The organism is Paenibacillus algorifonticola, from assembly GCF_000971975.1.
In the GTDB taxonomy this organism is placed as follows: Bacteria; Bacillota; Bacilli; order Paenibacillales; family Paenibacillaceae; genus Pristimantibacillus; species Pristimantibacillus algorifonticola.
The window spans coordinates 92,080-105,762 of sequence record NZ_KQ040778.1; the positions used below are offsets into that span (position 1 = coordinate 92,080).

At 43.5% G+C, this 13,683-nt stretch carries 15 protein-coding genes and 2 pseudogenes; 16 read left to right on the forward strand and 1 reads right to left on the reverse strand.

Annotation, left to right across the window (positions count from 1 at the left end; translation table 11 throughout):
- The first annotated feature begins 109 nt into the window (after positions 1-109).
- The 15 genes and pseudogenes from WH37_RS36915 (at position 110) to WH37_RS00510 (ending at position 10,965) form a co-directional block, all read left to right on the forward strand.
- On the forward strand, positions 110-409 hold the full coding sequence (locus WH37_RS36915; protein WP_269431254.1) for a helix-turn-helix domain-containing protein: 300 nt from the start codon (positions 110-112) through the stop codon (positions 407-409).
- Positions 375-800: pseudogene (locus tag WH37_RS00455) on the forward strand (transposase); the annotation flags it as partial. The gene WH37_RS36915 and the pseudogene WH37_RS00455, both read left to right, overlap by 35 nt.
- 313 nt (positions 801-1,113) lie before the next feature.
- Positions 1,114-1,323, forward strand: a complete 210-nt coding sequence (locus WH37_RS36920) for a deaminase domain-containing protein (RefSeq protein ID WP_074904714.1) — start codon at positions 1,114-1,116, stop codon at positions 1,321-1,323.
- Between the two features lies 1 nt (position 1,324).
- Positions 1,325-1,789, forward strand: coding sequence for an SMI1/KNR4 family protein (locus WH37_RS00460; RefSeq protein WP_046228601.1), 465 nt, complete (start codon positions 1,325-1,327; stop codon positions 1,787-1,789).
- 416 nt (positions 1,790-2,205) lie between these two features.
- Positions 2,206-2,595 (forward strand): hypothetical protein, encoded by a 390-nt coding sequence (locus WH37_RS00465; protein WP_046228602.1) that lies wholly within the window; start codon positions 2,206-2,208, stop codon positions 2,593-2,595.
- A gap of 37 nt (positions 2,596-2,632) precedes the next feature.
- Positions 2,633-3,094 carry an SUKH-3 domain-containing protein gene (locus WH37_RS33200; protein WP_052736723.1) on the forward strand — a complete coding sequence of 154 codons (462 nt, stop codon included), beginning with the start codon at positions 2,633-2,635 and terminating at the stop codon, positions 3,092-3,094.
- 126 nt (positions 3,095-3,220) lie between these two features.
- Complete coding sequence (locus WH37_RS00475; protein ID WP_046228603.1) at positions 3,221-4,591, forward strand: contractile injection system protein, VgrG/Pvc8 family; 1,371 nt, start codon at positions 3,221-3,223, stop codon at positions 4,589-4,591.
- Positions 4,588-5,286, forward strand: coding sequence for a hypothetical protein (locus WH37_RS00480; protein ID WP_052736724.1), 699 nt, complete (start codon positions 4,588-4,590; stop codon positions 5,284-5,286). The genes WH37_RS00475 and WH37_RS00480 overlap by 4 nt, the downstream gene beginning before the upstream one ends.
- The gene (locus WH37_RS00485) at positions 5,286-5,810 is read left to right on the forward strand and encodes a hypothetical protein (protein ID WP_046228604.1); all 525 of its coding nucleotides are present in this window, start codon (positions 5,286-5,288) and stop codon (positions 5,808-5,810) included. The genes WH37_RS00480 and WH37_RS00485 overlap by 1 nt, the downstream gene beginning before the upstream one ends.
- A gap of 27 nt (positions 5,811-5,837) precedes the next feature.
- Positions 5,838-6,233 (forward strand): DUF4280 domain-containing protein, encoded by a 396-nt coding sequence (locus WH37_RS00490; RefSeq protein ID WP_046228605.1) that lies wholly within the window; start codon positions 5,838-5,840, stop codon positions 6,231-6,233.
- 33 nt (positions 6,234-6,266) lie between these two features.
- Entirely contained in the window at positions 6,267-8,084 is a 1,818-nt protein-coding gene (locus WH37_RS00495; RefSeq protein WP_052736726.1) for a contractile injection system protein, VgrG/Pvc8 family, read from the forward strand.
- Positions 8,053-8,547, forward strand: coding sequence for an RNA-binding protein (locus tag WH37_RS33205; RefSeq protein WP_052736727.1), 495 nt, complete (start codon positions 8,053-8,055; stop codon positions 8,545-8,547). Before WH37_RS00495 ends, WH37_RS33205 begins: the two co-directional genes overlap by 32 nt.
- A gap of 53 nt (positions 8,548-8,600) precedes the next feature.
- On the forward strand, positions 8,601-9,569 hold the full coding sequence (locus WH37_RS00500; RefSeq protein ID WP_046228606.1) for a suppressor of fused domain protein: 969 nt from the start codon (positions 8,601-8,603) through the stop codon (positions 9,567-9,569).
- 159 nt (positions 9,570-9,728) lie between these two features.
- Complete coding sequence (locus tag WH37_RS00505; protein WP_046228607.1) at positions 9,729-10,181, forward strand: hypothetical protein; 453 nt, start codon at positions 9,729-9,731, stop codon at positions 10,179-10,181.
- The gene (locus WH37_RS00510; protein WP_046228608.1) at positions 10,159-10,965 is read left to right on the forward strand and encodes an SMI1/KNR4 family protein; all 807 of its coding nucleotides are present in this window, start codon (positions 10,159-10,161) and stop codon (positions 10,963-10,965) included. The genes WH37_RS00505 and WH37_RS00510 overlap by 23 nt, the downstream gene beginning before the upstream one ends.
- 263 nt (positions 10,966-11,228) lie before the next feature.
- On the opposite strand, the pseudogene WH37_RS00515 reads toward WH37_RS00510, so the two are convergent.
- A pseudogene (locus WH37_RS00515) lies at positions 11,229-12,487 on the reverse strand (IS256 family transposase).
- 577 nt (positions 12,488-13,064) lie between these two features.
- Between WH37_RS00515 and WH37_RS00520 the strand changes: the two are divergent.
- Complete coding sequence (locus WH37_RS00520) at positions 13,065-13,553, forward strand: hypothetical protein (protein WP_046228609.1); 489 nt, start codon at positions 13,065-13,067, stop codon at positions 13,551-13,553.
- Positions 13,554-13,683 lie beyond the last annotated feature (130 nt).

Genomic DNA, 13,683 nt, shown 5'->3' on the forward strand with positions numbered 1-13,683 from the left:
CATAGCCGCCCGATAGCGGCATAACAGCACAAGAAGGAAGGGATTGCAGATGAAAACGAAGTACAGCGACTTCTGGTTCGTTAAGAATAATAAAGCCGCTAATGCGTACATGGACGAAGTTGCCAAGGAGAGCAACTTTACAGGGCATCACAAGGGGTATACCATCCTGCCGCATAAAATCCATCGGTGTTACGGTTTAAGTCCGTATGAGAAGCTGATTCTCGTCGATATTGTCGCGTATATGAGCGACCAGAGCCAGTGCTATCCGACCATTGAAATGTTTGCCCGAAATCTAGGATGCAGTTCCAAGTCCGTAGAGCGACATATTGCAATACTGGCAGAGAAAAAGCTGATTCTGGTGAGTCAGAGCAAGAACAATATACAGGCTAGAGTCGATGGATGGAATTAGCACCGTTACAGCGGCGGAACTGATTACTGAAATCGGAGATATTCGTCGCTTCTCCAATGCCGACAAGTTAGCCCGTTTTGCCGGAATCGCTCCTGTCCGCTTTAGTTCGGGTGGCAAGGGAAAAGACCATGCCAGTGGACAAGGCAATCGTGTACTGAATGCGATCTTCCATAACCTAGCCGTTCAGCAAATTCAAGTAGCTAAAGGGAAGAACAAGAGACAGCGTAATCCGCTCATGTACGAGTTTTACCAACGGAAGCTAGCAGAAGGCAAGACCAAGAAGCAAGCCCTGATATGCGTCATGAGAAGGCTTGTAAACATCATCTACAGCATGATGAAGCACAAGACAGAGTACAGGGTGGCAATGCTGACAGAACGCCAAGCAAGTTGATATAATGGTTGTAATTGGAAAGTCAGTTGCCACCTTTTTTATTCCCAAGTTTAAGATTACAACTTAGGGGACGGGTAAAGTTGTTATAAATAGAGAATTTAGAACAGCAACTTAAGCGGATAGAGAATTAATTGATCAATTAAGATCTAAATATACGGCGGGTAAAACAAGAAATGTTGCAGCAGCAAAGGGGAAAATTGGGGACGACATAATAGATCTAGAAAGTGTTAGTGGGAAATTTACTGATAAAGATCATTTTAACAAGGGGAACTTTAAGCCTCCACAACCTGATGAATATAAATACCAAGGCCCAATACCAGAGTATACTAACCATACGGAGCAAAAAATAGTAGAATATTTAAGGAATAAGTATAAAGATAATCCTAATATCAAAGGCCAAATTGAAATTATATCCGAGAGACCATACTGTGATAACTGTATAGATTTAGTTGATCAATTTCAAAGTGATTTCCCTAATATTACAGTAATTCGCGTAGAGGTGTTACCAAAGGGAGGAAAATAGAATGAGTTATTTAAGTGGAATTATTGGTTTATTGAATAATGATAGAATACCAATGAATCCTTGCACAAATGAGGATTTGGCTCAGGTGAAAGAGGCGATCGGTGATAACGAATTACCAGAAGCATATATTGAATTTCTAAAAATAATGGGTAGAGGTACAGAACATACTTTTTTACGAGGCCACTCTTGCTTTATGGATGAACTTTTAATTCTAAAAGAAGGTGGGCAGGAATTACTGGAGGAAAACGAGTTTTCCAAGAAACTAACTGAAAATGATTTTGTTTTTTGGATGAGTCAAGGATGTATGTTTTGTTTCTTTAAATTAGATGAAGGAGATAATCCTCCAATTTATTTCTATTCTGAGAGTACGGATCAGGATGACTTTTACAAAATTGCAGATACATTTACTGATTTCTTATTAGCAATGTATACAAAAGATAAAGATGTATTCAAAAAGAAGGATTAATGAAAAGAAAACTTGGAATAAGTCAGAGGTCTGTCGACTTTAGTGTAAACAGCTTGCTAAACGCCGCTCATAAATAATATAATTTTACAAACCCAACAACAAGATCGTTCAATACAACTAATAATACCGCAATGCTAGTTAGCCGCTCGCGTTGCGGTTTCTTTTTTCATCCGTTACTGTATCACAAGTAACGCTAATAACCACTCAATGAAAGAGTATGAGTGGCGGCTGTTTAAAAAGCCACTACCAGTGCCGAATAAATCCATCACTCAAACAATAACACATATAACCCATGTAATACCCGTATAAAGATTTCTTCATTTCGGTTGTACGCACATCAAATGCTTTAATTTTATAACCCAAATAACGCTACTTCGTTACATTGAAAAGGTCGATTATGGCCAGATACCACCATAATGGATCTGTTTTTTGTTATGTTCGCTTTCTCTATGTTAAACATCATGATAATCCTGATCCTAAGCCTTTCGATCCATCTCAGCATAATAAAAATTGGATATAATGGAAGAAGAGAAGGGCAACACAATCCAAGTATAAAAGAGATGCATGACGATTTGCAAAATTTAATTAATAAAAACAGAGCGAAAAATGATCCAGATAATATTTACCTTGATAATAGCAGTTATGAAACTTGGGATGTCGATAACTGTGCTGAAATACAAGCTGTTAATCAGGAATTGCATGCTGGTGTTAAAATCGAAAACATAATTATACGTACAGTTCATGGATCGGATGGTACATTAATAGATCTGTGTAATAATTGTTCAAAGATATTTGAGAATTTTTAATAGATTTTTTTAAGTAATTTTAAGAAAAGGTGACATAATGGTGTTTTTAGAACAAACATTAAAGGTGCTTACTCAGTCTGGATGGTTTATAGGTAGGGAAATTGATATTAGCGAAACAAATAAAATGTTGAAAACAAGAGGTTTCGACGTATTTCCATGTGTTGAACAATTACTTCGAGAGTTTGGTGAATTAGAATATTCTTACTTAAAATTGGATGGGAAAGTTGAATCTTTTCATTTTAAACCCAAGCTTGTATTGGGAGACATAATGGAAAGAGAAGATTATTCAGAATTTGAGTATTGGTTTAACGAACCGTTAGTTGTAATTGGCGAAGCCTATCGTCGCAACATGAATATGTTTATGTCAGAAAGCGGGAAAGTTTATGGTGAATACGGAGGATATCAATTATTCAAATTTGGTGAAAATATTTATGAAGCCTTAGAAGCGCTCTGCCAACCTAAGCCTATAGAGGAAATAAAAAATCCAAGTTTACCCTAATTTTTGTTCGTAAGAACTGGTGGTATTTTTTGATTCTTTTTTATTTATAACTTAGCCATCGCTAAACGAAGCGAGAGTGCAAGCAGCCAAACAGCCCACCCGATCTACACCCTCGCAGATATCTATATGACCGAAAGCCCCTATGAGCAAATCACTGCCCTGACGATTGTAAAAGAAGTGAATGAGCATATCCAGCTGACGCTGAGCGGCATTGTGCCGGAGAGCAAGCTGGATGTCTATATCGAGCGGATCTCGGACAATGAGCCGATTGAGGTATATACGCAGACGGAGGAAAGCGGCAAGCGGACGCTTTTTCATGGCATCATTACGAACGCCCGTATCCAAGTGGTGCAAAACGTGCGAACGCTGACGATTGAAGCCCATAGTCGCACGTTTCTGATGGATCTCAAAAAGGAAAAGCGCTCCTATCAAAATGGGCAGCAGACGTATGAGCAGATTTTGAACCAGCTGGCGTCGGATTACCCGAATGCGAATGTTGTGGATGAAGCGTCGCAAGGCAAGGCAATAGGCGGTCTCGTGATGCAATATTTAGAAACCGACTGGGCATTTGCGAAGCGGCTGGCGTCGCATTTTAATATGCCGCTGCTGGCAATCAGCGCGATGCCGGGCATCCGTTTTTATGCGGGCGTGCCGGAGGCGGGCGGCGAGGTCGTGCTGACGGAGACAAACTATTCGATCCGCAAGGAAATGGGTGTCTATAAGCAATTGGCTGAAAATAGCAAAGCGAGCTTTACCGAGCAGGGCCGGATGATTTATGAAGTGACGAGCCATACTGCCATTGAACTGGGCAGCGCCGTTCAATTTCAGCGTCGCTCCTTGTTCGTATACCGGGTGGAAGCACGCACGGAGCAAGGACTGCTCGTCTACCATTACGATCTTCGAGAGCGGGAAGGATTTCGCTGCGGCACCCGTTATCTGGAGGAGATTACGGGTATTTCGCTATTCGGCACCATTGCTGGCGTGGAGAAAGACAAGGTAAAGCTGAAGCTGAAAATTGACGGCGGTGGAGCAGATACGTGGTTCCCTTATTCGACGGTGTATTCGTCGCCAGACGGCAGCGGCTGGTACTGCATGCCGGAGATAGGCGATGAGGCAAGGCTGTATTTTCCGGATGCGGAGGAGAAAAATGCGTTTGCGGCGAGCTCAGTCGATGTCGCATCTTCGGATACGACGAAACGCAGCGATCCGTCGGTGAAAAGCATCAGCACGAAATATGGCAAGCAGATTGTGTTCCAACCGGGTGCGGTGGAGATTATCGGGGGCGGTCAGATGCTGATGCGCTTGACCGATGACGGCGGAATCGAGATCAACAGCGATAAGAAAATTATGCTGTCGGCTGTGGAAGATATTGAAATTACGAGCGAAGCGAACATTTTGATCCAAGGAGAGACGGGCATCGATTTGAAGCAGGGTGACGCGATGCTGACGGTGCAGGATGAAGTGACGCTGAGCGGCGGAAAGGTCAACATCGTATGAGTCAGGTGATGACGCGGGAAGTGGCGCTGGCAGATTTTTTGGAACGGCATGTGTTTGATCGGTGGCAGGATGATGTGCTGCTCGTGAATGACATTTACGAGGAACATCAGGTGGAGATCGATGTGGAGCTGGCGAGAGCCTTTGAGGCGCTTTGTGAGAAAGCGGCTGAACTTCAAGCAGCGGAAAAACAAGGGAAGCTGAAATATATCTATATCTCTTATTTACGGACTAGCATCATGGAAGGCCATTGCACGTACCGGATGGATGCGTATGATGAACGCTGGCTGATGGATGAGTCAGGTTGTGCGGTGAACTGGGAGCCTGCGTTTCTGTTCGAGCCGATGTTTGAACGAGTTAAGCAGCTAGAGCCAGAGCGAGTTGCATATGCACGGAAGGTCACGATTATGGATATCGACGACATTCGCCAGCTGGAAGCAGAGAAATGCCACACGTTAACGGTGGAATACGTGCGGGGACAGATGGAAAAGCTGATCGAGCTTGAGGCCTTCACCACGCTTGCGAAGGCGGAAGGCTGGGCGATTGCAATGGGGGAGTACCGCGATCAGACGGAAATATTGGCGGAGGATGGTCATGGCGTACGCGCACTGGATGAGCCTGGCGAAAGCGAAAACGCGGAAGAAGAGCTTCAAGAACAGCGTCAAGAGCAGCAGGATGGAAAGGACGGTGCGTCCTGATGGACTATTTTGTACTGAAGCAAGATAGCCGCTATACGAGTACACCGATGCTGGAAGGGCTGCGGGAAAAGCTGGACATGCGGGATTTGTATGCGGCGACATCGTACCGGATACCAGACAAGCTGCTGTTCCAAGTCAAGGGAGAGAAAGACAGCGTGTTTACGGATGTGCTGGATCGGCAGCTCTTTTTGCTATCGGATGGATTGAAGCGGTTAGTGGAGCTGTACGAGCCGAGAGCGGTATACAAGATGGTCATTTTAATGCATATGTTGACGCGTCGCCAGAAAACGTATTACTTGCCCTTTTTTGAGGAGTTGCCGTGTTTAAGTCCGTATGCCGAGCTGCATCAGGATCAGCGAACGATTAAGCGGCTGGTGCTGGATCGGGAGCGTCTGCAAGGGAAGAAAATCGTGCGTGTGAGCGAAAGCGAAATGCCGCTAATTGTCGTTCGGCTGGATGTCGCGGAGAGTTTGCTGCGGCGGGAGCCTGTGGGCATTCGTTTGGAACGGGTGGAGTTGGCTTAAGCGGAACGAGCGAAGGAGGAGAAGAGAATGGGAGACCAACCTGCCTATGTGGTGCGAGGGGCGACGATGGCCTGTACATGTGGAACGCACAAGCGCCGGATCAACTTGCCAGAGAGTCATGGGTCGTATGTCAATGGCAAGCCCATGATGAACGAGGACGATAATGGATCAGAAAATGTGCCGTATTTCGGCATATGCATCAGTCCGAAAATGGCCGCCGGACAAATTGTCTATTTGATTGACGAGGAGGGCAACAACATCGGGGGCCCGCCGTGCATGCCCGATTTTATGGGGAAATGGCTGCTTCCAAAGGAAAATGCGAAGGTGGACAATAAGCCTGCTCTGACGACGGATTCGTTTTTAAAGTGCTCGATTGAAGGGGAAGTCTTTTTTCTCTCGGACGGTCAGCACGACTCGGATTAAGCGAGGCAAGGACAACGGGGAGGAGGGATGCAGATGATCGGTTATGATCGATTGCGGGTAGAAGGCCCCTGCAAGCTGAAGCATATCACGGATGTGGCGATGAGCTGGAAGCCGGGCGAGCATGGGACGCTGCGGATTAGCGGAATGGTCGAGGAAGAGCTGCGAACGAATGCCACGCTGGAAGCGGTATGGCAGGATAAAATCACCTTGTACGACGAAGAAGAAGGCGCGCGGAAGCCACTGTTTAAGGGAGTCGTCACATCCGTGCAGACGGTGCATCGCAATGGGGTGTACACGGTCGAGATCGAGGCGGTATCGGGAAGCATCTATAGCGATCTGAAGAAGCGAAAGCGATCTTTTCAGGATACGAGCCAGACATATGGGGCCATTATGACTACCGTGCTGCGTGCGTATTCAGGTGGGGATGTGCTGCTTCAACAGGGAGAGAAGGAAAAGCCAACTGAGCCTGTCCTTCAATATGAGGAAACGGATTGGGAGCTGACGAAACGTCTAGCTAGCCAGTTCCAGTCGGTTGTCGTCTGTGATATATTGGAAGAAACGCCGAAGCTGTTTATTGGGATGCCAGAGGGGAAAGAGCATCAGCTGCCTGATGGAGCCTCATACACGGTGAGCAAGGATTTGGCGGCATTTCAAAAAGCAGGCGGAGAAGCAGCGGGCCTGCATGATACGGATTTTTTCGGCTATGAAATACAATCCAAGAAGTTCTATCGTTTGGGTGATCGCTTTAAGATTCGAGGATATATTGAGCTAATCGTATCGTCGATGACGGCGCGATTGGAAAAAGGACAGTTGATCTACCATTATCGGCTGTCGCGGGAAGCCGGGATACGAGAGCAACGGATAGTGAATAGGAGGCTGTCCGGCCTAACACTGCAAGGAGAAATTCTGGCGGTGAAAGGGGAACAGGTGCAAGTGCATCTGGTGATCGATGATAAGCAGGACAAGGGAACAGCGCACTGGTACCGTTATGCCCCAGAGACGGGAAGCGCGATGTACAGTATGCCGCAGGTGGGGACGAAGGCGAATCTGTACCTGGCAGATGCAGGTGGTCAAGAAGCCATTGTCACAGGCGGTGTGCGAACAAACGGGGCGAGTGCGGAGAAGACGGCCGATCCGAATAACCGTTATTTTGGCACGGAGCATGGCAGTGAAATGAAGCTGTCCCCGACGGGAGTCGAGTTTACAGGCGGAAGCAAGGAGCCGCTGTTTTTGAAGCTCGACGATGCAGTGGGCATTATCTTGAGCAGTCCGCGCAAGCTGACGCTGACAGCGAAGGAAGAGATTTCGCTGTTCACGCCAAAGCGAGTAGTGATTGGCGCGCAAGCGCTGCTGGTGGCGAAGAAGACGAGTGCACCAAGCGGAATTACGCTGGAAGGTGAGTACAACCTGATGGGGGCGCAGATCCGAACGGAAGGGAAGGATCGAACGAGCTACGCACCGTATGACGATGCGCCAGTAGAAGGTGAGCCAGCGCCGCCACCGCCGGAAAAACCACCATTCAGCTGGGGAAAACTAGCGAGGAATGTGCTGGCGGGATTCGCTGTTGTCGCGGCGGTAGCAGCGGCGTTTACGGTAGCCACGCTGGGAGCAGGAGCGGTTGTGGTAGGTGCAGTGCTAGCTGGAGCTGCCATTGCGGGAACCGCCGCAGTAGTAAGCCAAGCGGTGTCCGATATCGCCCGCGGCGAGGTTAGTGATATGGGCACGTATTATTTCAACTGCCTTTCGAGAGACGTTCATCGGGGCGATATCTGGGGCGGTGTTTGGCCCGTTTGGTTCGATGGAGAGTCTGGGCGGGCGAATGGTATTTGGAGCGGTGCAGAATGGGTTTGAGAGTGTCATTCGTAAGATGATTGAGGCTCTAGATTCTAAAGGCATTCCTACTTCAACTGTTTTGCCTGATGAATTTGGAAATACAGTGAGCATGATCTGGACTGTTGGGCAGAAAGGATTAAGAGGCTCAGGATATAGTAGAGCAAACGTAGGAAGTGGTAATGAAAGAGGTCACATTAAAGCAGTAAATGAAGGTGCACTTGATAACGCTGTGGACGATAGCCCGATAAATATCATACCTCAAACCCCTCATATAAATGATCCAAGAATTAAGAGTTTCGAAAAATATAGAGTGGATTCCTGTCAAGGAGAAAAAGTTATAACAGATATGTTAGATAATCCTCCGGGATATGTAAGAGTTAGAGTGCCTGGGAAAAATATTGATGTAATTTACAATCCGATTTCAACTCTTTCAACAAATTGGCGCTCTAATTGGTATTTGAAAAATGGAACATATCATTAAAAACGGATATATCTTGTTTATGTCTTAATTTTTGAATGGAGGTTATATATCATATGAGTACAAGAGCAGATGTATTAGAAAAAGTATTAGAAGGATCACCTTACTTTCAGTTTTTATATAAGAATGCATCAGAAATTGGATTTGAGTTTGAAAATGGATGCGAACTAGTTTTATTAACCGGGAGAATCAATGAAGAGGAAAATCACCTTGCTGCTGCTTTAGGCCTTTCAAAATATAATCATGGTATTGTAGACATTCAAACCTTTGAATCCTCTGAAAAGGTAGAGGCTGAAATTTGGGTGCGCTTAGATGAACAAGAACTTATTAGCCTTTCAATAAATGGTCAATCTGTAACTAAATTAAGTTTTGCTTCATCAAATAAGGGAGAAGTATTGCATCCTTCTGTAGAAAAAATATTGCAAAGAATTTTTATGCCATTGAGTCCAAATAAGTATCCATTAGAAGATCGAGTAGAATTGGTATATGGCGGCTTATTTGGATTTATAGAGCCAAGCGTCATTTGGGGAAATAAACAAAGCGATTTATTTGTTTTTAAATATCCACGTGCGTATAAGGGGTTGGATGCATTTATTACCTCGGGGTTCAGCAATCCTAATCTCCCTTCATCTCAAATTAAGTCAACAGATTTAAAAATTTCAGGTTATGGCTATGAGTTAATCATTTTTGCAAAACCTGACGAAGAAGTATTAAAAAAAGAACTAATTAGTTGGGCTCAGTATGTTGATAACGGTAATGGACATATATATCCGGGACAGTATTTGGAGTATAAAGAAGGGAATATTCCTCAAACTGATATTAGTGGGTTTATTATTGTGCCTCCAATTGATTTTCCAGAATTCATTCCAGTAAGTGATGGGTACGCACGTTTGAACGTGCTTATAGGAGTTACTTCAAAGGAACTGGCTATAGTTAAACAAGAAGATGTATATACAATAGCTGATGAATTTTTTAATCAAGATTATATTAATTATACTCCATCAAAAAGAGAATCTGTAATTTAAATTTATTCAATATAATTAATGTATGTTTCTTCTAAATAACTAGGTTCTAGTTTGTAAGGTAAGTGGGTTTTAAATATGGTTTAGGTAAGTGATTAAATTTTGTAAACTTTGATAAATGCTCGATACAAAATAGAAGACTTATCTGCAGAAGCACAAAATGTGGTAGATGAGCTTAATAACATACTTGGAGATGGTAAAAGAGCCCCAAATCCAGCCGTTTATGTAATAACGCACGAAGATGGAACGGTTTCAGTTTGGATCTCAGGTGAAGCAAGTCCTAAAAATATTGAAACAGCAAGACAATTACAAAATGCGATAAATAAAAAATATGGAGATAAATACACTGTAAAGTCTGAACCGGTGCCAACAGAAAACCTAGATACAATAGAGGGTGGTAATACTGAAGGTACTTGTGCAGAATCAAAAGTAGTAAATGCTGCACATGATAACCCAAGTAAAATAACAGGTATGGATACTGTTTGGCGCTCATCTAAAAAAGAAAATCCGTATCCATATGCAGGAAATTCAAACCAAATGAATCCATGTTTAACGTGTAGTCATAATATAAATATAGAGGAGTACATGAAATATGCAAATGCCAATAAAAAGTAATCACATCCCATCCACAGGAGATTATACAAATCTTTTTGAACGATTATCAAAATATATATCAAGATTTGATGAGAACTGGGTAAATGAAATAGAACCAGCAAAAAAAGAGAGCATAGATACGCTAAAAAATCTAACACAAATTAATAAATATAACTATCATTATCCTAAAGAATATGAGATTTATTTAAATTATATGGGGCAGGATGATAAGGGTTTACTTAAAACTCAACTTCCAGGATATGCTTCAATTTCTGAGATAATTGATTCTTATGAAGCGATACATGAGGAAGAACCGGATACTTTAAGTGATAAATATGTACATTTTTTCCAAAAAGAATTATTTGATGGTCAACTATCATTTGATTTTACCCAAACTGATAATCCTCAGATTGTTATGACTAATGAGGACAGCCAGTTTGTAAGCTATTTTGCAGATAACTTTGAAAAATTGTTATTTCAATGTGCATTTAGTAAATATGAAAGTTTAAATTATGATAAGTGTATAATGTTTACTGGATCACCTAACATGCTTAAAGAAGCAATACAGAGGCACAATGAATCGGATGTTCTTAGCATAATTGATAAATTTTCGAAAACATATGATTTTCAAAGAGCATGGTTTAGTGACCTGACCCATCACATAGGTTTTAAAGACGGCATTAGCTTTTACATCGAAAGTAGGAATAATGCTTTGTGTGGGTTTATTGTAGGTGATTTAGATAAACAAATCGACAATATTAGTGAAACCTTATTAACTGAATTATGTGTTGATAAATATAATTAAGCTTTCACCGTGCGTATATGCAAGGTTTCACACTAATGTTGGCGAGTCAACACTGATTATGAAATGGATTTCTTGAAAAATACTAATATACTTGAAGTAGGCAACCGTTCTGTATAACAGTAAGCGGTAAACGCAACACAATGCGCCTATGGAGCGTTAAACACATTGAAACATGAACTGATTCATCATCATCATTATTCGAATGCGAAGGAATTGGATCAGGCCGTGGAACAGGGTCTATCAATAATTTTGTGTAAACTCTTTTAAGCATAGATTCCCCAGAGGGGGATTTGCGATTTACGCAAGTGTTGACCGACTCGATCAGGGAAAAAGACCGAAAGCTGGAGCAACATTTGCCCCCAGTTTTGGACACGTCCTGTCCATTTTCGAGTGACATCTACGGTGGCCAGATAGAGCATTTTAAGTAGGGCTTCATCGGTAGGAAAGATGCTCTTTCCTTTCGTCACTTTACGAAGCTGACGGTGGTAACTCTCAATCCTATTGGTGGTGTAGATGAGTTTGCGGATCTCGGGCGGGTACTAAAAAAAGGTAGCGAGTTCCTCCCCATTCGTCCGCCATGAACGGATAATTAGGGGATATTTGGCCCCCCCCCCAGACTTCCTCGAAACGGTCGAGTTCAAGTAAAGCACCTTCCTCGGTAGCTGCCTTGTAAATGGGCTTTAAGTCGGCCGTTACTTTCTTAATATCCTTGTACGAAACGTACCGGGTGTAGCTGCGGATTTGGTGAATGACACACTTTTGGATTTCGGTTTGGGGATAGCAAGCTGCAATCGCTTGGGAGAACCCGGACAAGTTATCCACACAGATAATGAGAATGTCTTGAATCCCACGATTCTTAAGCTCATTCAGCACGCTAAGCCAGAACTTAGAGGATTCATTCTCACCGATCCACATGCCCAAGACGTCCTTGTTTCCGTCCAGATCGATATCAATCACCATGTAAGCAGCCTTGTTGATAATAGCCCCGTCTTGCTTGACCTTTAAGTGGATCGCATCCAGATAGACGACCGCATAAACGCCTTGCAGAGGCCGATTCTGCCATTCTTTAATGAGAGGCACAATCTTGTTCGTGACATTAGAAATGAGCGTAGGGGAAACCTCAATGCCGTACATCTGCCCCAAATGATCCTGGATTCCCCTGGTGCTGATCCCTTTGGCATACAGAGCGATGATTTGCTCTTCGATGCCGGTTACGTTCGATTGATGCTTCTTAACAACCAAAGGCTCAAACTCGCCTAGGCGGTCCCGAGGGGATGGCAATCTCCTGTTCACCGTACTCACTCATTACCGTTTTGCGGCTCTTTCCGTTGCGACTGTTTGGGGTGAGTTTCGCCTTCACCTCATGCTTTCCATAGCCTAAATGGGTATTCATTTCAGCTTCCAGCATCTCCTGGATCGTCTCTGCAAATAGGTCTTTTAAGGCATTCTGTGCATCTTGTGCAGTGACTAAGTTGTTCTCCTTAATAAATTCCCGAAGTTGCTCCTTTGACCAAAGTCCCATGTGCTCTCCCCAACCTTTCTCTTACTTCCATTTTAATGGGTTTGAGAGTTTACACAATATATTTTACAGACTCATCCTGATAGAAGCCAGCATCAAACGTATTCCTTCTACTACTGGGAATGTCACCCCTCATGAATGTGGACATACGTAACGAAAGACAGCTTCGTGCTCTTCGTTTCAGAGGGTTACGGGTTACTCCCTGCACAAAGATAGACTTGGTGGACACAGCAGCCGTTATTTCAACAGGATCACGGGTTAAGGCGCAGGCTGCGGACTCAGGAGCCGCTAATACGCTGTCCATTGCCAATTTGACGGGATTATTAGGGCGATAACGGATTTCCTGTCCGCGTGCGGTCTGAAATCGCATCAAAAGCCAGAATAGCGGAACCTCAGTCCTTCAAAAAAGGAGTGTGCGTCCCGAGCTGTGCGGTCTCAGCAACAATCGCATGCTGCGGTTCCTCAGCCTTGAGCCGTCAGATGAGATTGGCCTCAAATAAGCGCTAAGCAAGGAGCAGCAGGCCGGGTCCGGTTTGCATACACACCCTAGAAAAATAAAATCGAAATCAAAGGAGAATTTATGAAAACAGTAACAGAGTTCTACAATGAACAAATAGCTGAAATAGCTTGGTTTAGCAAGTGTGGGGAAGAGACGGATCTTACCCTCCATTATGATTTTTCTTTTGTGAATAACTGGAAAGAGGCAGAGAAGAGCCTTAATTCTAGATGGGATAACTTCAAATTAGAAATTAGAAACGGTCTAACCGTATCTCTACATAAGGAATATCTTGAAGCATATAGACAATGGAATAGCATAACGATCGAAGCAAAAAAGCTATTAAAAAATGGAGCCTTAAATGATATCTCATTGTTCGCAAAAAATAATAATCTAAACGAATCGGTATATGAAAGTGTGGAGTGGGACTTGCTGACGGCTATGATGGAATATGCCTATAGCCCTTATATCGAGCCTGGATTTTATACGGAACTGTTAAAAGTGTATCAATCAGGACATATTCCGTGTGGCTGGAAAGGAAAATGGCCAGAAGGCCAGTTATTAGTATTTTAGTATTTTATTATTTTAGCTTATTAGTATCAGTTCTTTATGATTAGGAAGTTTATTTACAAAGCCCATCCTCATCCCCGATCCTATGAGTTTTCTGTGAGGAGCAGCTGCTATAATAGAGCTGCACCTACCC

Coding starts and splice junctions, on each gene's coding strand:
- WH37_RS00480 (WP_052736724.1), top strand. CDS start 4,588: ATGAGTCAGGTGATGACGCGGGAAGTGGCGCTGGCAGATTTTTTGGAA.
- WH37_RS00520 (WP_046228609.1), top strand. CDS start 13,065: ATGAAAACAGTAACAGAGTTCTACAATGAACAAATAGCTGAAATAGCT.
- WH37_RS36915 (WP_269431254.1), top strand. CDS start 110: ATGGACGAAGTTGCCAAGGAGAGCAACTTTACAGGGCATCACAAGGGG.
- WH37_RS33200 (WP_052736723.1), top strand. CDS start 2,633: ATGGTGTTTTTAGAACAAACATTAAAGGTGCTTACTCAGTCTGGATGG.
- WH37_RS00475 (WP_046228603.1), top strand. CDS start 3,221: ATGACCGAAAGCCCCTATGAGCAAATCACTGCCCTGACGATTGTAAAA.
- WH37_RS00510 (WP_046228608.1), top strand. CDS start 10,159: ATGCAAATGCCAATAAAAAGTAATCACATCCCATCCACAGGAGATTAT.
- WH37_RS00490 (WP_046228605.1), top strand. CDS start 5,838: ATGGGAGACCAACCTGCCTATGTGGTGCGAGGGGCGACGATGGCCTGT.
- WH37_RS00465 (WP_046228602.1), top strand. CDS start 2,206: ATGGATCTGTTTTTTGTTATGTTCGCTTTCTCTATGTTAAACATCATG.
- WH37_RS00460 (WP_046228601.1), top strand. CDS start 1,325: ATGAGTTATTTAAGTGGAATTATTGGTTTATTGAATAATGATAGAATA.
- WH37_RS33205 (WP_052736727.1), top strand. CDS start 8,053: ATGGTATTTGGAGCGGTGCAGAATGGGTTTGAGAGTGTCATTCGTAAG.
- WH37_RS00495 (WP_052736726.1), top strand. CDS start 6,267: ATGATCGGTTATGATCGATTGCGGGTAGAAGGCCCCTGCAAGCTGAAG.
- WH37_RS00485 (WP_046228604.1), top strand. CDS start 5,286: ATGGACTATTTTGTACTGAAGCAAGATAGCCGCTATACGAGTACACCG.
- WH37_RS00500 (WP_046228606.1), top strand. CDS start 8,601: ATGAGTACAAGAGCAGATGTATTAGAAAAAGTATTAGAAGGATCACCT.